Below are 22124 nucleotides of genomic sequence, written 5' to 3'. Positions count from 1 at the left end.
TGCCCGCGCGGCGCTGGGATCAGGAGAAGAGATCTCCCTGCTTCGTCGCAGGAGCCGCGAGGCCCAGGTGCTCGTAGGCGCGGCGGGTCGCGACCCTGCCGCGCGGCGTGCGGCCGACGAAGCCCTGCTGGAGCAGGAACGGCTCGTACACGTCCTCGATCGTGTCGCGCGGCTCACTGAGCGCCGCGGCCAGCGTGTCGATGCCCACAGGGCCGCCGTCGTAGTGATCGACGATGACGCGCAGCAGCCGGCGATCCATCTCGTCGAGGCCGGCCGCGTCGATCTCGAGCCGCTCCGCGGTCTTCCGCGCGATCTCCATCGTGATCGCGCCGTCGCCCAGCACCTCGGCGAAGTCGCGTACGCGGCGCAGGAGGCGGTTGGCGACGCGCGGCGTCCCCCGCGCGCGCGCCGCGATCTCGCGCGCTCCGCCGGCGTCGATCGGCACATCGAGCAGGCCGGCGCTGCGCTGCACGATGCGCTCGAGCTCCTCGACGGGGTAGAAGTCGAGGCGGACGACGTGGCCGAAGCGCGACAGCAGCGGCGCGGTGAGCAGCCCGGTGCGGGTCGTCGCGCCCACGAGCGTGAAGGGCTTCAGCGCGAGCTGGATCGTCGTCGCGTAGGGGCCGTCACCGGTCATGATGTCGATGTTGAACGACTCGATCGCGGGGTAGAGGCTCTCCTCGACCGCCGGCGTGAGCCGGTGGATCTCGTCGATGAACAGCACGTCGTTGCGCTCCAGCTTCGTCAGCAGGCCGGCCAGCGCGCCCTTGTGCTCGATCGCCGGTCCGCTCGTCACATGGAGGGCGACGCCCATCTCGCGGGCGATGATGTGGGCGAGCGTGGTCTTGCCCAGGCCGGGCGGGCCACAGAACAGCATGTGGTCGAGCGGCTCGCGCCGCCGGCGCGCGGCTTCGACGAAGACCTTGAGGTTCTCCGTGTGCTTGACCTGGCCGACGTACTCGGCGAGCGAGGCAGGCCGGAAGAGGCGGTCGAAGCGATCGTCGTCGCCTGTCTCGGCAGGAGAGAGCGCCCGTTCAGGCATGCCACGGGCGTACCGCGTGCAAGCAGCGAAGGGAAGCGATCCGCGTGGCGGCGTGGGTCGCCGCGGGGCGCTGGTCGAGGTCAGCCGAGCGCAGGGACAGAGGACAGGCGGGGACGCCGGGGGGGCGGGATGCGCGGCAGACGAGCGCGGCAGAGCGGCCGGCCGTCGGGGGCGCCGTCCACCTCGAGAGAGCCGCCGTGGAGCTCGATCACCGATCGCGCGTGGCTGAGGCCCAGCGTCAGGCCGCGCCCGCGCGCCGTGGTCTGCCGGCTGAACAGGGCCTCGAGCTCGTCCGGCGGCACGTCGCGGCTGCCGTACTCGATGTCGATGCGGACCTCGTTGTTGAACTCGCCGGCCATCGTCGCCGTGAGGCGCACGAGGCGGGCCGACGGGTCGGCCGCGCCCGTCCGGAGCGCGTGCGCGACGATGACCGCGATCGCGCGCGTCGCGTAGGCTTGATCGACGGGGATCAGCGGCAGGGTGTCGCCGACCTCGATGACGACCTCGCCGCCGGCGTCGCTCGCGAGCTCGCGCGCCTTGCGCAGCGCGCCCGCGATGAGCCAGCCGACGGACGTCGGCTGAGGCTCGAGCGTGAGCTGCCCGGCCTCGACGCGGGCGGCGTCGAGGATCGACTCGATGAGGCCAAGGAGCTCCCGGCCGCGCGTCGCGATGAGCTCCAGGCTCTCGCGCTGCGCGGGGGTCAGATCCTCCTGGCCCACGAGCTCGGCGAACCCGAGGATGGCGTTCAGCGGGCTCTTGAGATCGTGGCTCACGCTCGCGAACAGGAGGCCGCGCATGCGCTGCGCCGCCTCGCGGGACTCGAGCGCGCGCTCCTGCGCCGCGGCGAAGACGCGGAAGCGCTCGGCGAGGTCCTCGATGGCGTGCCCGAGCCGGGCGACGACGGCGAACCGGGCGGGGCGCGCGATCTGGGTGGCGCCGCGCAGCACGCTGTCCGTGCCGAGCAGGCGCACCTGCTTCGTGGCGTGCACGAGATCGGCCGCGAGGACGCGGCCGAACAGGTTGCCGAGCGCGCCGGCGACCAGCACCGCGAGCAGCGCGACGAGCGCGCCCCAGATCGCGGCAGAGGGCTCGAGGTCGGCGGAGAACCGGGTGTTGACGCAGCCGTAGTCGAGCGGCGTGATCACGGCGATCTGCCCGTCGGCTTCGCGGCCGAAGGAGGGCTCCGAGCCCACGCAGTCGTGCTCCAGGCGCGCGAGGAACCCGAACTCCGCCGCCGAGGCCACGACGTCGTTGCGGCCGGCCGCGTCGATGGCCCCGAGCGACGGGTCGAGCGCCGTGCGCGCGATGAGCCCCGCGGTCGAGCGCCGGCTGCGCTCGATGAACGTCTGGAGGTGCGCGTTCGCGATGAGCACCGCCCCGACGCCGACGAGCAGCACCGGCGTGGCGACGGCCAGGAGCAGCTTGGAGGTGACCCGCCGGCGCGGCGTCTGGTAAAGCTCGGCGGTCTCGAGCAAGGCGCCGATCGCCTCGGCCGGGCTGATCTCGAAGAGGCTGAACGCCGCGGCGCGCGTCAGCACGTAGTGCGGGATCGCGGACGCGCTGAGGATCGTGATCGCGAGGATGAGCAGGCTGACCGCGCGGCCGTCGTCGAGCTTCTCTGGCCTGATCCCGGGGATCATCATGAGGCCCGAGATCGTCGAGCTCGCCAGCACGAAGCGCAGCGCCAGCGAGGTCGGGAGCCCGGCGACCCGCTCGAGCTCCTCGTGATCGATGTCGCGCGAGCCGATCACGAGCGAGCGCAGCAGGTTCTCGTGGGTGCGCAGCCGGAGCAGCGTCAGCAGCGTGGTCGCGCAGATCGCGGCGAGCGCGATCTTGGCGCCGACCGAGAGCACGCTGGCGGCGACGCGCGGCTCCAGGATGAGCAGCTTCGGCGCGAGCGCCGCGATCGCCCCGAACGCGGCGACGCCGACCAGCGCCTGGCGGACGAGCACGCGCCTCGCGAAGTGGATCGCGTCGTCCCTCATGCGCTCCTCGGTCATGCGATCCTCCCCTGGGGGCCGCCGGCGCCGGGGTCGTTCCCCGGCGGCGCCGCCACGTCGGGCGCGGGCGGGGTCGGCGCGAACAGGGGTCGCTGCACGATCCACATCGGCAGGGTGATCGTGAAGGTCGAGCCCCGACCGAGCTCGCTCTCCAGCTGGATCGTCCCGCCGTGCATCAGCACGAGGCGCCGCGCGATCGAGAGCCCGAGCCCCGTCCCGGCCCGGCGCGAGCGCACGTCGCCGGTCTGCCGGTACTCCTCGAAGACCGCCGACGTCTCCTCCGGCGGGATGCCGGGGCCGGTGTCCTGGACGACGATCGCCGCATAGCGGCCGCGCCCCGTGATGTTGACCGTCACCGAGCCGCGCGCCGTGAACTTGACGGCGTTCGAGACGAGGTTGGTGAGGATCTGCCGCACCCTCCGCGGATCGGCGTGCGCGACCAGGGCGTGGTCCCCGGTGACGCGCAGCTGGAGGGGCTTGTCGCGCGCCGCCGCGGACGCCTCGCGCATCACCTGATCGACGAGGGCGCGGAGGTTGACGGCGCGGCGGGAGAGCTGGAGCTTGCCCGTCTCGAGCGCCGAGAGGTCGAGGATGTCGTCGATGAGCGTGCGCAGGTGCTCGCCGCTCTGCCGGATGACCGACAGCGCCTCGCGCGCGTCCTGGCTGAGCGGCCCGTCGACCTCGCTCTCCAGGACGTGGGCGAACCCGAGGATGGCGTTGAGCGGCGTGCGCAGCTCGTGGCTCAGCCCCGCGAGGAACGCCGAGCGCTCGCGGTCCATCGCGGAGGCCTGCTGGAGGTCCGCCCGGTAGGTGCGCTCCGCCGCGGCGAAGCGGGTGATCAGGAGGTTGAAGGCCGCCGTCAGGAGGCCGACCTGGTCGAGCGACCTGATCGGCACGGGCTCGGCCTGGATCACGTCCGTGGGCAGCGCGCTCTGGCCCTGTCCGCGCGCCATCGCCGTGATGCGCTCGCGCAGGTAGTCGACATCGTCGCGCGCCGACTTGGTGAACGAGAGCGCGACCGCGACAGCCACGCCGAGCAGCAGCACCGTGAGCGCCGCGACGGCGTTGCCGAGCGCGATCGAGTCGGGCGGCGGGCTCGGCGCCGAGACGAAGGTGAGCACCGAGAGGTGAGAGAGCGGCGGGTGCAGCGGGCGCGCCGCGAACCGGACGCGGCCGAGCGAGGTCGTCGTCTCGCCCTTGCCCAGCGTGAGCATCTGGACGAGGCCGGCCCTGGCCGGCGCGCTGAAGCTCTCGTTGATCAGCACGTGGCCGCCTTGATCGACGAGCAGGATCTCCGACCCAGCCCGCCGCGCCGCCTCCCTCAGGAGCGCCGCCCGCTCCCCCTCGATGGTCCCGCGGAGCCGCGCCGAGAGCGTCGCGGCCAGCACCTCGGCGCGCAGGCTCGCGGCCTGATCGCTCATCTTCGCGAGCTGGCCGATGCCGATCAGCGCGATCGCCACCGCCGTGGCGATCCCCACGACGATCACGATCGCGGGCGCGAGCGGCACGAGCGGCGTCGTGCCGCGGGGCCAGCGGATGAGGCGACGACGGCGGGCCAAGGCGGAGTCAGGATGCTAGCGCGCTTCGGGCGGCGCACGGGCCACCTCGGTCGCCCGAAGGGAGCGAGCGCGCTCGTGGGCGGCTTTACCTGGGATCGGTCGCCAGGAGCGCGAAGACGGAGTGGTCGAGCCAGCGACCGTCGCACCACTCGGCCTGCCGGGCGATGCCCTCGAAGCGGAAGCCGAGCCGGCCGATGACCGCGAGGGAAGGATGGTTGTCCGTCGCGGCCGCAACCCGCACCCGGTGCGCGCCCATGTGGCCGAACGCGAACCCGAGCGCGGCCCTCGCGGCCTCGGTCATGAGCCCGCGCCCGGTCGCCTCCTTGCGGAGCCAGTAGCCGAGCTCGCAAGAGCGGTGCAGGTGTACGCACGCCTCGAGCCCGACCACCCCGGCGAGCGAGCGGTGCGCGCGCTCGCGGATGACGAAGCGCAGCGCCCTGCCGTGATCCCAGTCGGCGGCGCACGCCTCGGCGAAGCGCACGCTCGCGGCCGGATCCGTGTGGAACTGCACCCAGGGAAGCCAGCGCTGGAGGATTGCGCGCGAGCCGTTGACTGCGAGCCAGAGCTCGGGCCCGTCGGACGGGTCGATCGGCACGAGGATCAGCCGCTCGGTCTCGATGGGACGGGCGCGAACCTCGCTTCGAGGTGGGAGGATGAGCATGGGGTCACCGGCACTGGATGCGAGCGGCGTAGGGCTCGAGATGACCCGCCTCGTAGTCAAGCCAGGCGACATACCACTCTCCGGGCTTCGCGCCGGGGCTCATCGAAGGCGCCGGCTGATCCCCGCTGATGCGGGCGAATTTCGTGGGCGTGCCGATGCCGTCGCGGTTGATCGACGCGGTGAGCATGCGGCCCCCCTCGAACCAGACCAGCTGGGCCTGCCCGCTCGGCGCGATCGCGATCGACGGGCGCGCGCCCGACTTCGAGAACCGCTTGCGCCAGAGCGGCTGGCCCTTGGCCGGATCGATGTAGGCGGCCGATGCGCCCCCGAGCGGCGCCTCGCCGTGCCAGACGACGAAGCAGCCGCCCGCGCCGCAGGCGAGCGAGGGGCTGTCGCTCCGGACCCGATCGCTGTTCACGAGCGACAGGTCGCCGAGCGCGCGGTCGGCGCGCTTGCCGGGGCTGGCCGGCGGGAGCCCCTTGCCGGCGTTCGCGAGCGGGAGGCGCATGTACTGGATGACCCGCGTCGGCTCGCGATCGAAGCGGAAGGCGAGGTGCATCACGTCGTTCGCCACCGCCACCGAGGGGAAGCGGACGCGCGGCTTCGAGGGGCCCGTCGGGGTGACGTCGGTCAGCCGGATGATCTCGCCCGCCGGATCGAGGTTCGGCGAGAGGCGGCGCATGAAGAGGTCCTCGGAGGCGTTGTCGCCGTCGTCCGACCACGTGATCAGGAACCCCTCGGCGGCGCGCGCGAGCGAGGGCCACGAGTTCCCTCCGCGAGGGAAGGGCGCGACCATCACGGCGGGGCCATCGATCCGCCCGTTGGCGTCGAGCCAGCGCACGTGCACGCCGGCCTCCGGCCCCTTGCCGTCCCAGTACGTGAGCACCAGCCGATCGCCTGCGGAGGTCAGCTCGGGGCGCCCGATGGCGCGGCCCTCGGGCGTCACGTCGAGCGCCGGCGACGACGGCCGCATCGCGCCGTCCAGCGTCGTCGTGTAGGCGTGCTCGGTGCCCTCGTGCGAGTCCGTCCAGGTGACCACCGCGCCGCGCGGCCCGAGCGCGATCGAGGGCCGGCTGGCCCCGACGGCGCGGCCGCCCTCGCGCACCAGATCGTGCGTGCGCGGCCTCGCGAGGCCGGTGAGCGCGCAAGGCGCCTTGCCGCTCGCGTCTTTCAGGGCGACCTGCACGTGCTCGATCAGGGTCCGCGGCACGGGGTGGTTGCCCTTGTCCTGAGCGTCCTTCAGCAGCCTGAGCGCGGCCTTGAGATCGCCGGCGGCGACCGCCTCCTGCGCCTGCGCGACGAGCGGCGGCCACGCCAGGGCGGGCGGCTCGACGCGGGCGTCGGTGCGCGCTGGCACGTTGGCCCCGGCGGACGCCGAGGGGGCGCTGATGGCCGGCGGCGCCGCGCTGCTCGACGAGACGGGCGGCAGGGCCGTCGGCTTGAGGAACTGGCGGTAACCCGCGTAGGCGCCGCCCGCGACGAGCGCGAGCACGCCAAACACGACGAGCGCGCGTCCCGCGCCGCCTCGCTTCGGCGTTGATGCGTGCGCCAGCGGATCGGGGACCGAGGTCTCGCCCGAGCCCCCGGAGAACGTGATCTGCTGCCCCGCGCCCTGGCTCATGCGCCCGGCGATCGCGGCGCCGGGCGCGCCCGAGGTGTCCAGCCCGGCGAACGGATCTCCCCCGCGCTCCGCCGGACCCGACGGGACGGTCCGCCGCGATTCGTTGGGGGTCACACGGACGACCCCCGGCGGGTCGAACGACAGGTCGGCCGGCGCGTCGCCGCCCGGCATGACGAGCCCCGCCTGGGACGGCTCCGCGCCGCGCGGCGGCTGCGCGACGCCGAGCGCGACCGACAGCTCGTCGGCGAACTCCTTCGCGGTCTGGAACCGGCGATCGATGGAGCGGTCGAGCGCCTTCTCGAACCACGTGGTGAAGCTCGCCGGGAGGTCGGGGCGGAGCGCCGCGGGCTGCGGCAGGGGCGCGTTGGCGATCTGCGCGAACGTCATCGCGACGCCCTGCTCGGTCTGCCAGACGGTGCGGCCGGTGAGGCACTCGTAGGTGATGCAGCCGAGCGCCCAGAGATCCGCGCGGTGGTCGACCGCTCCCTGGCCGCGCACCTGCTCCGGGCTCATGTACGCCGGCGTTCCGAAGACCGCGCCCTCGCGGGTGAGGCGCGCCTGCGCGTCGCCGCCGTCGACCGGCGCGTAGAACTTCGCGAGGCCGAAATCGAGGATCTTCGCGCAGAGCCGGCCCTCCTCATCCTTCGTGAGGAAGATGTTCTCCGGCTTGAGGTCGCGGTGGACGATGGAGGCGGCGTGCGCCTTGGTGAGCCCTCGACACACCTGGGACACCACCGTCACGGTGGTCTCGGGGTCGAGGTACCTGATGACGGTCATCCGCTCGTACAGCGACTCGCCTTCGAGGAGCTCGAGCACCAGGAAGGGCCGCCCGTCGTCGAGCTTGCCCGAGTCGTAGACGTCGCAGATGAAGGGGCTGCGGATCGACGCGGCGGCCCGGGCCTCTCGGAGAAAGCGCTCGACCACGACGGCTGAGGTCGTCAGCTCCTGGGCGAGCACCTTGATCGCCACGCGTTTGCCGATGTCGATGTGCTCGGCCTCGTACACGGCAGCCATGCCGCCGCGCCCGATCTCGCGTGTGATGCGGTATTTTCCGGCGAGGACCGTGCCTACCGGGATCTTCGCTTTGTTCGGCAAAGCCATCAGGCAGGGCTGTCCCGCGACTGGATTCGCCAGCGCAGCCTATTCGAGCCGCGTCACAAGAACAATGGCGAGCGCAGCATGACCCGTCGGGGAGGGGCCCGACCCTCTCCCTGGCGCCGCGCGAGCGGGCTCAGTGCTTCCACGAGGGCACCGTGAAAGCGGATTCCACCCCGGGCTGGTCATGGACCAGGGCGGGGCCACCGCTCTGGTGGCGCGGTGCGTAGGCAGGTTCCCACCCCCGGCGCCATCGCCGCGCAGGCGAGCTCTGCCTTGCTCAGGTAGAGCTGTGAAAAAAGTAAGCGGGCTCCGATTTTCTGACGCCCGATGCACTTTTCTCACGCTCGCGCGGTGCGCGAAACATTCCGGAAACATGAGCTTGGGTACACCAGCCTGGACCTTCGGTCGCGCGCCAGCGTCCGGGGTGAAGGGTCGCCGATCCGGCTCCGCTGGATGGGTCCCTGAGTCGTTGACAGTGTCGGGCAAGGCTCGGTGGACCGGGCCGCCCCCGTCACGGATCGGAAGCCGGGCGGCGCCCGGCACATCGATGGGAGGCCGCCGGCGGAGGTGTCCCCCCTTTACCAGCTCTGCTCCAGCGGGGCCTTTCGGGTGAGCGCCCGGGTCTTCTACCCTGGCGCGCACCCGGTCACCACAGGCGTGCGCAATGAAAAAGGTCGAGGCGATCATCAAGCCGTTCAAGCTCGACGAGGTCAAGGACGCCCTCGCCGAGGTCGGGATTCAGGGCATGACGGTGACCGAGGTAAAGGGCTTCGGTCGGACCGGCGGCAAGAAAGAGGTCTATCGAGGGTCGGCGTACGTCGTCGACTTCGTGCCGAAGGTGAAGGTCGACATCGTCGTGCCGGACAGCATGGTCAGCGACGTGATCGACGCCATCGAGAAGAGCGCCAAGACGGGTCGGATCGGCGACGGCAAGATCTTCGTCGTCCCCGTCGAGGAGGCCGTGCGGATCCGCACGGGGGAGCGCGGCGAGGACGCCATCTAGGAGGCGCGCCGCCGGCAGAGCGTCACAGGGCATTCGCGGCGGGTCACAGGCTCGAGGAACGATAGATCGATAGATCGATAGATCGACAGATCGATAGATCGACAACCGAGAAGCGAGCACGAGCCCGCACACCGTCGAGTCACATACAGCGAGAGCAGCGAGTCAGCGAGGTAGAGAAGATCATGAAGGCGAAAGATGTCGTCGCGTTTGCGAAGGAAAACGACGTAAAATTTGTCGATCTCAAGTTCATCGATCTGCCCGGCATCTGGCAGCACACGACCATCCCGGCGTCCCGCCTGAACGAGGATCTCTTCGAGGAGGGGATCGGCTTCGACGGCTCGTCGGTGCGCGGATGGCAGCCGATCAACGCGAGCGACATGCTGATGACGCCCGATCCGTCGACGGCGAAGCTCGACCCGTTCCATGCCCAGAAGACGCTGAGCATGATCTGTAAGATCAGCGATCCGGTGACCGGCCAGCCCTACGGCCGCGACCCGCGCTACATCGCCCAGAAGGCCGAGAACCACCTCCGCGCGAGCGGCATCGCCGACACGTCCTACTTCGGGCCCGAGGCCGAGTTCTTCGTCTTCGACTCGGTCCGCTACGAGAGCTCGCAGCGCGGCGCCTTCTACGAGATCGACAGCGACGAAGCGGTCTGGAACTCCGGCAAGGCCGGCCCGAACCTCGGGCACAAGATCCGGTCGAAGGAGGGCTACTTCCCCGTCGCGCCGACCGACACGCTCGGCGATCTGCGCGGGCAGATGATGTCCACGCTGATCGAGACCGGCATCGGGGTCGAGGTCGGCCACCATGAGGTGGCGTCGGCCGGCCAGTGCGAGATCGGCATCAAGTTCTCGACGCTGACGGCGATGGCCGACAACCTCATGTGGTTCAAGTACGTCATCAAGAACGTCGGCCGCAAGAACGGCAAGTCGGTGACGTTCATGCCGAAGCCGCTCTTCGGCGACAACGGCAGCGGCATGCACTGCCACCAGTCGCTCTGGAAGGAGGGCAAGCCGCTCTTCGCCGGCGACGGCTACGCCGGGATGTCCGACACGGGCCTCTGGTACATCGGCGGCATCCTGAAGCACGCGAAGGCGCTCGCGGCGCTCACCAACCCGACGACGAACAGCTATCGCCGGCTCGTCCCGGGCTATGAGGCGCCCGTGAACCTCGCGTACTCGAGCCGCAACCGCTCGGCGTCGATCCGCATCCCGCTGGCCCCGGGCAACAGCCCGAAGGGCCGCCGCATCGAGGTCCGCTTCCCGGACGCGAGCTGCAATCCGTACCTCGCCTTCGCCGCCATGATGATGGCCGGCCTCGACGGCGTCCAGAACCGGATCGATCCGGGCGACCCGCTCGACAAGGACATCTACGCGCTCTCGCCCGAGGAGCTCAAGGAAGTGCCGCACATGCCGGGCTCGCTCGACGAGGCCCTCGGCGCCCTCGAGCGCGACCACGAGTTCCTGCTCCGCGGCGACGTCTTCACCCGCGACATCCTCAAGACCTGGCTCGACTACAAGCGCGAGCGCGAGGTCGACGCGGTCCGGCTCCGCCCGGTCCCGCACGAGTTCTTCCTCTACTACGACGTCTGATCGCCCCCACCCCCGAGGGCAGCGCAGGGGCCGGCGCACAAGAAAATTGCGCTGTGCCCCTCGCTGCCCGGCCTCTTCATCGCTCGCCGTCGTGTCCGGCGAGCGCCGGTGACGCCGAGTCGAAGCGTCGCGGTATCGGAAAATCCCACGGATCTCTGTGCCCGCGGAGGCGGCGAGGCGGGTTGTCGCCCCTCGCGCCGCGAACTTTTGCTTCCTTCTGGAGCGCGCCGCACCGCGGTACCGCTCGTCCATGGCTCGGGTTATCCTCCGGTCCGGCTCCGATGGGGGCGGCGTAAAGCCAGCTCCTCCTCGGTTCCCTGGTCCCGCGGTCCTCCGGTCCGCCTGTTTCTTCGGTTCCCTCAGTTCCTTCGGCTCCCTCAGTTCCCCAGCGACACCTCGGCGCAGCAGTGAACCCCGGCGATCTCATCCAGTCTCGCTACCGGCTCGTGAAGCTCCTGGGCCAAGGCGCCAGCGGGTCGGTGTGGGCCGCGAAGAACGTGCTCATCGACCGCGACGTGGCGCTCAAGGTGATGAGCCCCGAGGTGGCCGGGGACGCCGTCGCGCTCCAGCGCTTCTTCAACGAGGCGAAGGCGAGCGGGCGCCTGCGGAGCCCGAGCATCGTCGAGATCCTCGACCTCGGCCAGGCCGAGGACGGCTCTCCGTTCCTCGTGTTCGAGCTGCTCGTCGGCGAGGGGCTCGACGAGTGGCTGCGGCGCGAGGGCACCATCGAGCCGGAGGTGCTGGTCGAGCTCTTCCTCGGCCTCGCGCGGGCGCTCGACATGGCCCACCAGCAAGGGATCATCCACCGCGATCTGAAGCCCGCGAACATCCATGTGCATCGCAACCACCTGGGCGAGCTCGTGGGGAAGATCCTTGACTTCGGGATCAGCAAGGTCCTGGAGAAGGAGCACAACTTCTCGCTGACCCGCACGGGCTGCGTCGTCGGCTCGCCGGCGTACATGTCGCCCGAGCAGGCCGCGGGGCGCGAGGACGTGGACGCCCGCGCCGACATCTGGTCGCTGGGCGTCGTCATGTACGAGGCGTTGACCGGGACGACCCCGCATCAGGCGCCGAACTACAACGCGCTGATGGTCCGGATCCTGAGCAAGGACTGCGATCCGATCGCCGCGCGCAGGCCAGGGCTCCCGCCGCGCCTCTGCCAGCTCGTCGAAGCGTGCCTCCGCCGCGAGCGCGACGAGCGGATCGCCTCGGCGGACGCGCTCGCGAAGGAGCTCGAGGCCGTTCTCCGCGAGCTGCGCGCCGAGCGCTTCCGGGGACAGAAGGGGCGGCGCGCCTCGGACATCGGCCTCGGCGGCGACGTCGGCCTCGCGCCCGAGAGCGCGGCGGCGCGGAGCGGCGACGCCGCCGGGACGCTGGGACGGCTCGTGCAGCACGGCAGGCGCCTGCCAAAGGCCATGCTCGTCGCGGCGGGCATCGGGGTGGTGCTCTGGGCAATGGCGCTCGTGCTCATCGGCAGGTACTGGATCCGCTGAGCGCCGCGGCGCCGCAGGGCGAGCGAGCGTGGTCGGCTCGCCCACGGCATGCGCGCCAGGTTGCTCCTTGCGGCGGTGCGTGTCGGGGCCCCATGTTGGCCCCACGTCGAGCCGTTACCCGAGCTCGAAGCGAGCATTGATGGAAAGGATGCAAGTCGATGAACGACCACCAGACGCATGAAGCGCACGCCCATGTTCATGGGCAGGGATGTGGACATCAGGCGTTGCGGCATGAAGGCCACGTCGATTACCTGCACGACGGACACCTGCATCACCCGCACGGCGATCACTTCGATGAGCACGTGCTCTCGGTCGGCAACGAGAACCCTGACGCGTGCACGCCGAGCCATGCATGCGCCGATCACGAGAAGGCGCACACGCACGGGGCAGGCTGCGGCCATCAGGCCGTGCCCCACGGCGATCATTCCGATTACCTCGTCGGGGCGCACCTGCACCATCCGCACGGCGATCACTGCGATCACCACGGCTCGGTCCAGCTAGGGTGATCGCCGCGCCGCCCCGCGCCGGAGCTCCGGCGCGTGAGGTGGAGGCCGCGGGACGACGCGCGAGGGAGAGCGGCGAGCGTGAGCTCCTGGAACGACGTTCCGGGGAGCCCGGCGTCACGCGGGCGGCGCGCCGTGGTCGTCCGGTGCGCCGCTCGCGCTGCAGCGATGTGCGTGTGCGCAGGGCGCATGCGGCCCCTCTGACCCGGACGCACCGGTGTCGCCGGCGCCACGCATGCCGCCGAGCCATGCGCGAGGGCCGAGCCTCATGAAGCTCGAGAGCAGGAGCGCGCCGAGCGCGGCCGCGCAGACCCACGCGATGGTGGAGTGCTCCTGCGACGCGAGGTCGTGGAGGCCCGGGATTGCCGAGAGGGGGACGAAGGCGTTCGCGACGAGGCCGAGCGCGACGGCAAAGGTGACGCTGAAGAGCGCGGAGGCGGCGGCGGCGCGCGCTCCGAACGCCCGATGCAGGCCGCCGAGCGCCGCGATGTGGGTCGCCGGCCCCGCCACGAGAAACGCGAGCGCCGCGCCGACCGGGAGCCCCTTGTGGATCATCACCGCGGCGAGCGGCGCCGCGCCTTGCGCGCACACGTGAGCGGGCACCGCGAGGAGCGCGCTCACGAGGACGTCGTCCGGCGCGCCGAGCGCGCGCGCTGCGGCCGGCGCGATGGCCGCCTCGAGGACGGCGGCGAGCACCAGGCCCGCGACGTACCAGGCGGCCATGTGATCGAGCGCTGGACCGACGGCCTCGGCGACGGCGGCGCGGAGCCGCGCGCCCGGCGATGCCACGGTCCCGGCGACGACGGGCGGCGCGCCGCCGGAGGGCGCGGCGCTCGAGCCTTTCGTCCTGGCCACCCTGGCGACGAGGAGCGCGACCAGCACGGCGAGGAGCGCGCCGCCCGCGACGCGCGCCGCGGTGAACGGCAGGCCGAGCATCCGCAGCGAGAGCAGCGCGCCGGCAGGATCGAGCGCCGGCGCGCAGAGGACGACGGCGACGACCGAGGCGACCGGCGCGCTCGCGCGCGGGAGCCGCTGCATGCGCGGCGCAACGCCGCAGGCGCAGAGGGGCAGCGAGAGGGGCAGCGGCGGCCCGGACGCCAGGCTGCGGGCGGCCCCGGGCAGCGCCGCGCCGCCGCGCAGCGAGCCGATCGAGCGATGCAGGACGCTCGGAGAGAGCGCGCGCAGGAGCCCCGCCATGGCGAGCCCGGCGAGCACGGCGGGCGCCGTCTCGATGAACAGCGGGCCGAGCGACTCGGCGAACGACAGCTCGGACGCGTGCGCGCTCGTGAAGGAGCTCTCCGGGCTGGGGAGCGCGAGCGCGACGCAGAGCCCCGAGGCGAAGGCGATCGCGCTCGCCGTCCGCGCGCGCGCCCCCCGAGGCGGCGCCTCGTGCGTGTGGACCACGAGCCGCAGGAGGACGCCGAGGCCGAACGCGATGAACACCTCGAACGACTCGTGGGGGAGGCTCTCCACGGCGCGCTGGCCGAGGAGGGCGCCGAGGACGGTGAGCAGCCCGAGGAGCCCGAGGCGCGCGGCGAGCTGCCGCCAGCCCCAGGCGGGCAGGAAGCGCGCCGCGAGCGACAGCCCCTCGGGCAGCCGGTGCACGAGGACGGCGCTCGCGAAGAGCACCCCGTCCGCGCTGCTGTCGGCCGCGGCCACGGCCAGCGCGAGCCCGGCGCCGTCGAGCAGCCCGTGCACGGCGAGCGCCGAGAACGCGATCTCCCGCCCCAGCACCTCGCCGGTGTCACGCCGCCGGTGCTCCGTGAGCCCGAGCGCCGCGTACCCGAGCGCCGCCCAGAGGAGCGCCTGCGCTCCGATCTCCTCGACGACGTGCGGCAGGTGGCGCGTGAGGACGAGCGCGGGCACGAGGCCGAGCGTCAGCCCGTCGAGCGCCGACGTCGGCAGCGCCTGGCGCCGGCCGAGCGCCACGAGGAGCGGCCCCACGGCGAGGCCGGCGATCGACAGGACGACGACGAGCGCGAGCATGGGCGCGGTGGGCTATGCCCGAGCCACGTAGCCTAATCAATATCAAATTGGTGTTGCAACCAGGATGCGGACAGCCGTCTGTGGTCGCTGAGCGCCGCCGAGCGCCGCGTCATTCACGCGGCTCGGGGCCGCCGGTGGCCGGGGGTCGCCGATGACCGAGGGCTGCTCCGCCGCTCAGGCCTGCACGCACCGATCGCAGCGGCCCTTGAGCTGGATCTGGAGTCCCTTGCGCCGCAACGCGCGCGGCGCGCCGCGCGCCGCCTTGATTTCGATGCTCTCGTCAGGGAGGCAGAGCACATCGCCGCATGTGTCGCACATGAAGTGCGGGTGCTCGTCCGCCGCGTGGGTTCCGGTGGACTCCCGCAGCTCGAACCGCCAGAGGTGGTCGCCCATGTCGGTGCGGCGCACGAGCCCGGCGTTGGTCAAGTCGATCAGGTTCCGGTAGATGGTGGCGCGATCCCACCCTTTCGGGGCGAGCTCAGCAGCGAGCTCCGCGTGGCTGACGGGCGTCCGCGAGCGGCCGAGGCTGTGGAGCACCGCGATGCGCGGCGAGGTGGCCCGCAGGCCGGCCGCCCGGATCTGCTCACGGAGCTCCTCCGCGGACTGACCTGCTTTCGTACGCGCCATGCCAGACATCTACCGTCGCCAGGAGGGTACTGCAATCACGATGCATCGCGCCCGTCGGCCGCGCAGCGCCCGGGTCGGCCGCGTGCCAGTGTGAGCGAGATCGCAGGACCGCCGCCGAGCCCGCCGCGCCACCGCCCGCGAGAACGCAGCGCCTGCCTCGTTCGGACCGCGTGCGCGCGTGCCCGGCGCGGCCCCGACGAGAGGGCCGGCGGCGGCGAGCGCCGACCCGGCTCCGAGAGGATGTGGCAGGCGGAGAGTTTGGATAACGTCGTGCACCTGGCTTCGAGCGTCGCTCGATCTGCACAGACGAGGCGGATGGGCGCGCGGTGCGGCGCTCCTCGGGAAGGCGCCTCGAAATCGGGGTGAGCTCCGCGGGCCCTGATCCCGAAGGCGCGGAGGACATGGAACAGGCGGAACAGCCAGGTCCCCGTCGTCGTCTGATCTCGAGTCGAGGGGCGCTCCCTCGGTCCGCGCCGCTCTCGACGTGTGCTCCATAATGGAGCGATCGATCCAAGTTGGAGCAATCGGCGTGTCCGTTCCACGCGGGTCCACGCGGGCCGCTGCGCCTCGTCATCGCTCTGCATGTCCGGGGGGCCTGTCGGCGTTCGGCGAGAGAGCGCAAGACACGCAAGACGACCAGAACGACCAGAACGACCAAGATATGGAATCTTCCTTGGTCGTCGCGAGTGGAATCAGCCCTTTTGGAATTGAACCGATTGTGATCGCGGATATATATTCATGCTTCCTTTGCGGGGAAATGAACCAAGGAGAGTGTCCATGCGAGCTCGGACGTGTGCGGAAGTATTTGCCTTAGTCTTGATCGCTGCCTTGGGCGTCGCGTGCGGCGCCGACCCCTCGACCCCCGTGGAGGATGCGCCGGCCGTCGTCGACGTCGAGCCCGAGCAGGTCGAGGCGGCGCCGGCGCCCCTGCGGCGCGGCTGCGCGACCGCCGAGCTGAGCGACGTTGAGAAGGAAGCCGTCGAGCAGTTCGTCCGCAGCCAGATGGCGCTCGGGTTCTCGGCGGGCGTGGCGGTCGAGATCCCCGTGCACGTCCACGTCATCAACAAGGGCATCGGCGTGTCGAACGGCGACGTGACGGACGGGATGATCGCGGAGCAGATAGAGGTGCTCAACGAGGCGTACGCCAACACCCGCTTCAGCTTCACGCTGGCCTCCGTCGATCGGACGAGGAACGCGACCTGGTACACCATGTCGTCGGGCTCTTCGGCCGAGCGGCAGGCCAAGGCCGCGCTCCGCATTGGTGGGCCAGACCACCTCAATCTCTACACGGCCAATCCGGGCGGCGGTCTGCTGGGCTGGGCGACGTTCCCCTCGAGCTACGCGGTCCGTCCGACCGACGACGGCGTCGTCTTGCTCCATTCCACGTTACCCGGCGGCAATGCGGCGCCGTACAACGAGGGGGATACGGGTACGCATGAGGTCGGCCACTGGCTCGGCCTCTTCCACACGTTCGAAGGTGGCTGCAACAAGAGCGGTGACGGCGTGGCGGACACGTCGTCCGAGCGCAGCGCCGCGTATGGCTGCCCGCTGAACAGGGACAGCTGCCGGGGAGGTGGGCTCGACCCGGTCCAGAACTTCATGGATTACACCGACGACTCCTGCATGGATGGGTTCACTGCAGGGCAGGCCGATCGCATGTCGGCTCACTGGAATACGTATCGTTGATCGGTGGATGATGTGACGGCGGGCGGCGGGCGACTCCGCCGTTCGCCGGCCGGACAGGCGTCCGGCAGAGCTCGATCACATCGACTTGATCTGGGCCCGGCGCTCGAAGCTCCGGCTCTCGGTGAGGACGCGCGGCGCGGGCTCGGCAGGCGCCGGCCCCGCGCTCGAGTCCCTATCTCCCTGCGCCAGGCGCTGCTGGCGGCGGGTACCGGCCTGTACGCCGAAGTACACGCCGAGGAACGTCACGACGCCCCAGCCGAGCAGGCCGATGGCGATGAGGCCGGTCTGGCGCGACGCATCGCCCCCGAGCTGGCTGATCTCCTCCATAGGCGCCGACAGCTTGCTCACCTCCTTCATCGGCTCGCGCAGCGTCGCGACCTGCTCCATCGGCTGCTTCAGCCCGGCGACGTCGCGCATCGGCGCGTCCAGGGCGGCGACGTCGCGCATCGGCGCGTTCAGGGCGGCGACGTCCGTGAGCGGGCCGCGGATGCCCACGAGGCTCTCGTTCATCGCGGCGATGGTGGCCTCCATCTCGCTCAGCCGATCCATCGACTCCTTGAGGCGCGCGGTCTCCCGCATGCTCTGCTGCATTGCGTCCATCGACCCCTTGAGCTCGGCCAGCCGCTCCATCGCCGCTTGCATCTCGGCGAGCTTCTCCATCGGCTGACGCAGCTCGGCGAGCTGATCGATGCTCTCCTGCGAGCTCCGCAGCGTCTGATTCGAATCCTCGATCGTCGCGCGGGTCCGCCGCATCTCCTCCGTCGTTGCCTGGATGGAGCGCGTGTTCGTGTCGATCATCGTCGCCATGCCGCAGCCCGTCGACACGAGCGCGAGCAGCATCATCGGCGCAATCCGAAGGATCCTTTCGCAGTGCATACCTGATCGTTGGTTCCTCGAAGGCGGCGCGTCAATGTGTGCTTGACGCGGTGCGCTGAAATATGACATAGCCGTGTCCGAGGGGTGAGGCGCTGTGGGAGATCGCGCGCGTTCGCCCGCGATCCGCTGGCGCGGCACGTGCTCTCACGGCGCTGTGAAATGTCGGTGTCGGTCCGGTGGATGTGACGCGCCGAGCGCTGGAAACCGGACGCCGGCGGTGGAAGGGAGAGGCCGAGTGCGCAGCTGCGATGGACGCGGCGCCGCCAGCGCCGATGTCCGGAACTACAACGCGGGTGCGGCGCGCTTCATGCCGGCGCGGCGGCGAGAGCTTCGTGGCGGCCGCGCGGGGCGGGGGCGCTTTACCGTGCTGGACGGTCAGGCTGCAGGGCGCCGGCGCGGAGGGTGAGCGCGGCGAGGATGGCGAGCACGGCCGCGCCGAGCCAGGCAGGCGGGCCGAAGGCCTGCGTGCCCGAAGCGAGGGCGCCGTCGATCCACGTGGCGTCGAGCAGGGCGCCGCGCAGACCAGCGCCCGCGAGCGCGGTGAAGCTCGCGTGGACGGCGACCGCCGCGAACACGCCGCGGCCGCGCAGGAAGAGCGCCGCGGCGAGCGCGCCGAGCGTGGTCGCGAGGGCGAAGCTCGACGGGGACGCGCCCGGCGCGAGCCCGAGCGCGGCGCCGTGCGCGAGGGCGGAGAAGACCAGCGCGGGGCGGGGCGAGAGGCCGGCGCGCGCCGCGGCGGCGAACGGGATGCCGGTGAGCAGGAGCTCGTCGCGGACAGCGAGGGCGATCGCGCGCGCCAGGGCGAAGCCGAGGCTCGCCGAGGGCGCCCCGGCCTCGACGGTCACCCACCCCAGCACCGCGGAGACGCCGAGCGTGATCAGCACGGCGAGCGCGCCCAGCGCAGCGCCGAGCCCGACGCGACGGGCGAGGCGCGCGCGGCGGCCTGGGCCCTCCGGCTCCAGAGGGTCGGTCCACTGCACGCCGGCCCGCGCCGCGACGGCGTCGGCGACGACCGCGCCGGCGAGCGCCGCCGCGAGCGGGCTCGACGACAGGAGCACGGACACGATCTGCAGGGCCGCGGCGAGGCCGATGAGCCAGGCCGCGCCGAGCGCGAGCTCCGTCAGGCGGCGCTGCGGTCCGGCGGGATCGGGCCGAGGAGGGGTCTCCTCCGTGGCGTTCAGTGGAGCGTGTGCCACTGGCCGTTGTGCTCCACCTTCGGGACCTCCGCGTCGCCGTCGACCTCGTTGCGGTGACGCGCGCCCAGGGTGGCGACGAGCTGGACCGTGGACGGGCGCGCGGGCCGGTGGCGTACCTCCGACGCCGCGCGGAGCCGGCGGCGCGGCGCGGGAGGCGGCGGCGACCTCCGGCTGCGGAGCCGCTGCACGGCCAGCCGGCCGGAGACCAGCAGCCCGATCGCCAGCAGCGAGCCGGCCAGCACCGGGACGAAGCCGTAGCGGCGCGCGACGCTGGCGCGCCACGCGAGCTCGATCTCGCGGCCCGTCGAGACATAGGCGGCCCCGAGCGCGGCCTCGAGCGGCACGCCGCCGCGCGCCTGAGCCAGCGCGCGCACGAAGCTCTGCCGCCGCTCGTCATCGACGAGGAAGCGGACGATGTCGGCCGCCTGCGCGTAGGGCAGCGAGCCGGCCGTGTCCTCGGCGCCTGTCAGGTTCGCCTCGAGCTCGTCGAGCGGGAGGAGGCGCCCCCGGAGCGCGGCGACCGAGAGCACCTGCGCGCGACGAGCGCCGCGGTCTCCGGCCACGTGGGCGGCGAACCCCTCGTGGAACCAGCGCGGGACCACGGCGCCGCCCGTCACCTCATCCAGGGCGAGGTGCGCGAGCGCGTGACGGAAGGCGCCCTCGAGATCGGGCGTCTCGGCGCCGAGCCGCGGAGAGGCGCTCAGGACCGCGAGCCGCAGCGCGCCGAACGAGATCGCCGTCACGGGGCCAGCGAGGCCCCCGGGGACGAGATCGTCGAGCTCGGCGGGCACATCCGCGATCCGGACCTTCACGGGGGCGGTCAGCACGTCGCGGCCGAGCAGGGCGCCGAGCTCGGCGCGTAGGTCGCCGGCGCGGGCGATCAGCGGGCGGACACGGTCGCGGGTGGACGGGTGATAGGCGAACTCGATCCAGCCGAGATCCTCGGTGTGGTACGCTGGCGGCGGCGGCGGCACGAGAAAATCGGCGCTGCCGTCGCGCGACGCGGCGGGCGCGTCGTAGACGCGGGGCGCGGCGCCGGCGAGCCGCGCGGGCGCGGCGATGATCGCGACGCAGAGGAGCGCGGCGAGCCTCAGCCCCAACCCCGCTGGGTTGCGCCGGGAGGAGCGCGTCATGGCGCGATCCGGCCCCGGAGGTGCACGGTGTCGCCGTCATCGCCGCCCGTCTGGGCCAGCACCAGCACGACGATCCCGGTCGCGACGACGCCAGCGAGCGGCCCCCAGAACCAGGGGGAGCTCCACGTCGAGCGCCGCTCCGACGGCCCCGACGAGCTGGCGCCGCCGTCCGCGGACCTCGGCGCCGCCTGGGCGACGTCGGCGCGAGGTCCGCGAGGTCCCGAGGAGCCCTGTCGCGATGAGGTGGGCGCGGGCGGCGTCGCGGCGCGACCCGCCGCGCCTCCGCTCCGTTCGTCTCCAGCGAGCAGCGCGCGCACGGCCGCGCCCGCGCCCGGCCAGCCGAAGATCGCCCCGGCGGGGGCGGCCGCGCCGTCGGCGGTCCGCTGGACCGTCGCGCCGAGCTCGAGCGGCGCGTAACTCGCGCCCGCGACCCGGAGCACGCGCGCCACGGGGTGGCCGTGCGCCGTGCTCACCGCGACGACGAGCGCCGCGCCTGCGCCCGCGCCGAGCGACGCGAGCAGCCCGCGCGCGACCGGCTCGGACTCGGCGCGCCCGGCGGAGCTGCGCACCTCCGCGAGCTCCTTCACGGCGGCCGGCGCGTCCGGGCGCGGCGGATCGCCGGCGAGCACCTGCGCTGTCGCCTCGTCGATGGGCGGGCGGAGCGCGGGGTCGCCGTAGATCGCGCGGGCGAGCGAGCGAGCCGCCTCGGCGCTCGCGTCGTCCACCGCCACCACGACGGCGCCGCGCAGGGCCGACCGTGCGGCGGGCGCGTCCGGCGCGCCGCGCGCAGCCGGCGCCGCCGCCGCGCTGCCCGCGTCCGGAGCCGCCGCGGCGGCGCCGTCTCGAAGCGGCTCCTGGGCCTGCGCGGGCGCCGCCGTCAGGCCGAGCGCCATCGCGACGAGGCCCGGGGCAACCGGCGGACAGCGGAACATGCAATTACGGTACGGAGGCCGCGGGCGAGCGTCAAACGGCGCGCGGCGCGGCGTCACGTCACAGCCAGCCGTGCTCGCGGTACCAGGCGACCGCGCGGCGCGTCCCCTCCGCCCAGCTCACCTCGGGCGCCCAGCCGAGCTCCCTGCGGGCGTCGCTCGAGTCGCAGACCCAGTGCGACGCGGAGAGCTCGTTCAGCTTGTCGCGCGTGAGCATCACGGCCTTGCCGGTGAGGCGGCCGAGCCCCTCGCTCGCGAGCGCGGCGCCGCGCACGAGCGAGAACGGGACGCCGAGACGGACGAGCGCCCGCGCGCCGAGCGCCGCCTCCACGTCCGCCAGCATGTCGCGCCACACATACACGCTTCCGTCGTCGATGAAGTAGGCGCGGCCGCTCGGCACGTCGCTCTCGATCGCCCGGATGCACGCGGCGGCCGCATCGGAGGCGTAGATGACGCTGAGCGTGTTCCTGCCGTCGCCGAGCATCGGGAGGAAGCGGCGCGCGACGCTCTGGAAGAACGCGAACGACTCCTGGTCGCGCGGGCCGTAGATCATCGGGGGGCGCATGACGACCACGGGCAACGCGCCCTTCTCGGCGAGGACCAGCCGCTCGGCCTCGAGCTTCGAGCGCCCGTAGCGCGTCACCGGGGCCGGGCGCGCGTCGGCGGCGATGGGGCGCCCGTCAAGGCTCGGGCCGATGGCGGCGAGGCTCGAGACGAACACGAACCGCCGCATCGTCCCCGCCGGCGCCGCCTTCGCCGCGTCGAGCAGGTTCCGCGTGCCGTCGACGTTGATCCGGAAGAACTCCGCCTCGTCGCGCGCCTTGACCAGCCCGGCCGAGTGCACGATCGCGTCGACGCCCGGCGGGCCGACGACCGCGCGGCGGACGCTCTCCGCGTCCTCGACGGCGCCGTACGCGAGCTCGACCCCGCGCAGCGACGACAGGAACCTCGTGTCCGACGAGCGCCGCACCAGGGCGACGACGCTGTGCCCCTGTTGCACGAGCTGCTCGGCGACGTGCGAGCCGAGGAACCCGCTCGCGCCCGTGACCAGCACCCTCATCGATCCGCTCCTCCTTTCCGGTCCCGGCGCGCGCCGGCGGCTCGACGTGGCGCCGG

General features: G+C 72.5%; 17 protein-coding genes. 5 read left to right on the top strand and 12 right to left on the bottom strand.

The genetic code is table 11. The features are described 5' to 3' along the window. Positions 1 to 19: 19 nt before the first annotated feature. The 5 genes from ruvB to WME73_RS40130 all read right to left on the bottom strand — a co-directional run bounded on the left by ruvB (position 20) and on the right by WME73_RS40130 (position 7984). The gene (ruvB, locus tag WME73_RS40150; RefSeq protein ID WP_437741549.1) at positions 20 to 1042 is read right to left on the bottom strand and encodes a Holliday junction branch migration DNA helicase RuvB; all 1023 of its coding nucleotides are present in this window, start codon (positions 1040 to 1042) and stop codon (positions 20 to 22) included. 80 nt (positions 1043 to 1122) lie between these two features. Beyond that, entirely contained in the window at positions 1123 to 3042 is a 1920-nt protein-coding gene (locus WME73_RS40145; protein WP_437741548.1) for a sensor histidine kinase, read from the bottom strand. After that, a complete protein-coding gene (locus WME73_RS40140) occupies positions 3039 to 4601 on the bottom strand; it encodes a sensor histidine kinase (protein WP_437741547.1) in 1563 nt (520 codons plus the stop codon). The genes WME73_RS40145 and WME73_RS40140 overlap by 4 nt, the downstream gene beginning before the upstream one ends. Before the next feature lie 85 nt (positions 4602 to 4686). Continuing rightward, positions 4687 to 5262 carry a GNAT family N-acetyltransferase gene (locus WME73_RS40135; protein WP_437711120.1) on the bottom strand — a complete coding sequence of 192 codons (576 nt, stop codon included), beginning with the start codon at positions 5260 to 5262 and terminating at the stop codon, positions 4687 to 4689. A 4-nt stretch (positions 5263 to 5266) separates the two neighbouring features. Then, positions 5267 to 7984 (bottom strand): serine/threonine protein kinase, encoded by a 2718-nt coding sequence (locus tag WME73_RS40130; protein WP_437741546.1) that lies wholly within the window; start codon positions 7982 to 7984, stop codon positions 5267 to 5269. Between the two features lie 661 nt (positions 7985 to 8645). On the opposite strand from WME73_RS40130, the gene WME73_RS40125 reads away from it, so the two are divergent. The 4 genes from WME73_RS40125 (at position 8646) to WME73_RS40110 (ending at position 12578) form a co-directional block, all read left to right on the top strand. Further along, positions 8646 to 8984 carry a P-II family nitrogen regulator gene (locus WME73_RS40125; RefSeq protein ID WP_012239819.1) on the top strand — a complete coding sequence of 113 codons (339 nt, stop codon included), beginning with the start codon at positions 8646 to 8648 and terminating at the stop codon, positions 8982 to 8984. Between the two features lie 182 nt (positions 8985 to 9166). Further along, positions 9167 to 10579: a type I glutamate--ammonia ligase gene (glnA, locus tag WME73_RS40120; RefSeq protein WP_437545073.1), complete on the top strand. Its 1413-nt coding sequence runs from the start codon at positions 9167 to 9169 to the stop codon at positions 10577 to 10579. 407 nt (positions 10580 to 10986) lie between these two features. Beyond that, the gene (locus tag WME73_RS40115) at positions 10987 to 12072 is read left to right on the top strand and encodes a serine/threonine-protein kinase (RefSeq protein ID WP_437741545.1); all 1086 of its coding nucleotides are present in this window, start codon (positions 10987 to 10989) and stop codon (positions 12070 to 12072) included. 158 nt (positions 12073 to 12230) lie between these two features. Continuing rightward, positions 12231 to 12578: a hypothetical protein gene (locus tag WME73_RS40110; protein WP_437741544.1), complete on the top strand. Its 348-nt coding sequence runs from the start codon at positions 12231 to 12233 to the stop codon at positions 12576 to 12578. A 114-nt stretch (positions 12579 to 12692) separates the two neighbouring features. On the opposite strand, the gene WME73_RS40105 is transcribed toward WME73_RS40110, so the two are convergent. Beyond that, positions 12693 to 14561, bottom strand: coding sequence for a permease (locus WME73_RS40105; RefSeq protein ID WP_437913046.1), 1869 nt, complete (start codon positions 14559 to 14561; stop codon positions 12693 to 12695). A gap of 174 nt (positions 14562 to 14735) precedes the next feature. Next, positions 14736 to 15188: a Fur family transcriptional regulator gene (locus tag WME73_RS40100; RefSeq protein WP_437741542.1), complete on the bottom strand. Its 453-nt coding sequence runs from the start codon at positions 15186 to 15188 to the stop codon at positions 14736 to 14738. A 777-nt stretch (positions 15189 to 15965) separates the two neighbouring features. Between WME73_RS40100 and WME73_RS40095 the strand changes: the two genes are divergently transcribed. After that, on the top strand, positions 15966 to 16874 hold the full coding sequence (locus WME73_RS40095) for a zinc metalloprotease (protein WP_437741541.1): 909 nt from the start codon (positions 15966 to 15968) through the stop codon (positions 16872 to 16874). A gap of 75 nt (positions 16875 to 16949) precedes the next feature. Here the strand turns inward: WME73_RS40095 and WME73_RS40090 are convergent, their stop codons facing one another. The 5 genes from WME73_RS40090 to WME73_RS40070 form a co-directional block, all read right to left on the bottom strand. Next, the gene (locus WME73_RS40090) at positions 16950 to 17717 is read right to left on the bottom strand and encodes a hypothetical protein (protein WP_437913045.1); all 768 of its coding nucleotides are present in this window, start codon (positions 17715 to 17717) and stop codon (positions 16950 to 16952) included. A 392-nt stretch (positions 17718 to 18109) separates the two neighbouring features. Then, positions 18110 to 18946: a CPBP family glutamic-type intramembrane protease gene (locus WME73_RS40085; protein WP_437741539.1), complete on the bottom strand. Its 837-nt coding sequence runs from the start codon at positions 18944 to 18946 to the stop codon at positions 18110 to 18112. Next, positions 18928 to 20079 (bottom strand): peptidase MA family metallohydrolase, encoded by a 1152-nt coding sequence (locus tag WME73_RS40080; protein WP_437741538.1) that lies wholly within the window; start codon positions 20077 to 20079, stop codon positions 18928 to 18930. The genes WME73_RS40085 and WME73_RS40080 overlap by 19 nt, the downstream gene beginning before the upstream one ends. Beyond that, positions 20076 to 21011: a hypothetical protein gene (locus WME73_RS40075; protein WP_437741537.1), complete on the bottom strand. Its 936-nt coding sequence runs from the start codon at positions 21009 to 21011 to the stop codon at positions 20076 to 20078. The genes WME73_RS40080 and WME73_RS40075 overlap by 4 nt, the downstream gene beginning before the upstream one ends. A gap of 58 nt (positions 21012 to 21069) precedes the next feature. After that, positions 21070 to 22068 (bottom strand): NAD-dependent epimerase/dehydratase family protein, encoded by a 999-nt coding sequence (locus WME73_RS40070; RefSeq protein WP_437741536.1) that lies wholly within the window; start codon positions 22066 to 22068, stop codon positions 21070 to 21072. Positions 22069 to 22124: the final 56 nt, after the last annotated feature.

It is taken from the genome of Sorangium sp. So ce302 (assembly GCF_051530145.1).
Lineage (GTDB): Bacteria > Myxococcota_A > Polyangia > Polyangiales > Polyangiaceae > Sorangium > Sorangium cellulosum_B.
Note: the sequence above shows the minus strand (reverse complement) of the source record. Positions and strands in the feature narration are given on the sequence as shown.

Bases quoted from the DNA above. Each gene is read 5' to 3' on its own strand.
- ruvB (WP_437741549.1), bottom strand. From the start codon at position 1,042: ATGCCTGAACGGGCGCTCTCTCCTGCCGAGACAGGCGACGACGATCGC.
- WME73_RS40145 (WP_437741548.1), bottom strand. From the start codon at position 3,042: ATGACCGAGGAGCGCATGAGGGACGACGCGATCCACTTCGCGAGGCGC.
- WME73_RS40135 (WP_437711120.1), bottom strand. From the start codon at position 5,262: ATGCTCATCCTCCCACCTCGAAGCGAGGTTCGCGCCCGTCCCATCGAG.
- WME73_RS40130 (WP_437741546.1), bottom strand. From the start codon at position 7,984: ATGGCTTTGCCGAACAAAGCGAAGATCCCGGTAGGCACGGTCCTCGCC.
- WME73_RS40125 (WP_012239819.1), top strand. From the start codon at position 8,646: ATGAAAAAGGTCGAGGCGATCATCAAGCCGTTCAAGCTCGACGAGGTC.
- glnA (WP_437545073.1), top strand. From the start codon at position 9,167: ATGAAGGCGAAAGATGTCGTCGCGTTTGCGAAGGAAAACGACGTAAAA.
- WME73_RS40110 (WP_437741544.1), top strand. From the start codon at position 12,231: ATGAACGACCACCAGACGCATGAAGCGCACGCCCATGTTCATGGGCAG.
- WME73_RS40105 (WP_437913046.1), bottom strand. From the start codon at position 14,561: ATGCTCGCGCTCGTCGTCGTCCTGTCGATCGCCGGCCTCGCCGTGGGG.
- WME73_RS40100 (WP_437741542.1), bottom strand. From the start codon at position 15,188: ATGGCGCGTACGAAAGCAGGTCAGTCCGCGGAGGAGCTCCGTGAGCAG.
- WME73_RS40095 (WP_437741541.1), top strand. From the start codon at position 15,966: ATGCGAGCTCGGACGTGTGCGGAAGTATTTGCCTTAGTCTTGATCGCT.
- WME73_RS40090 (WP_437913045.1), bottom strand. From the start codon at position 17,717: ATGATGCTGCTCGCGCTCGTGTCGACGGGCTGCGGCATGGCGACGATG.
- WME73_RS40080 (WP_437741538.1), bottom strand. From the start codon at position 20,079: ATGACGCGCTCCTCCCGGCGCAACCCAGCGGGGTTGGGGCTGAGGCTC.
- WME73_RS40075 (WP_437741537.1), bottom strand. From the start codon at position 21,011: ATGTTCCGCTGTCCGCCGGTTGCCCCGGGCCTCGTCGCGATGGCGCTC.
- WME73_RS40070 (WP_437741536.1), bottom strand. From the start codon at position 22,068: ATGAGGGTGCTGGTCACGGGCGCGAGCGGGTTCCTCGGCTCGCACGTC.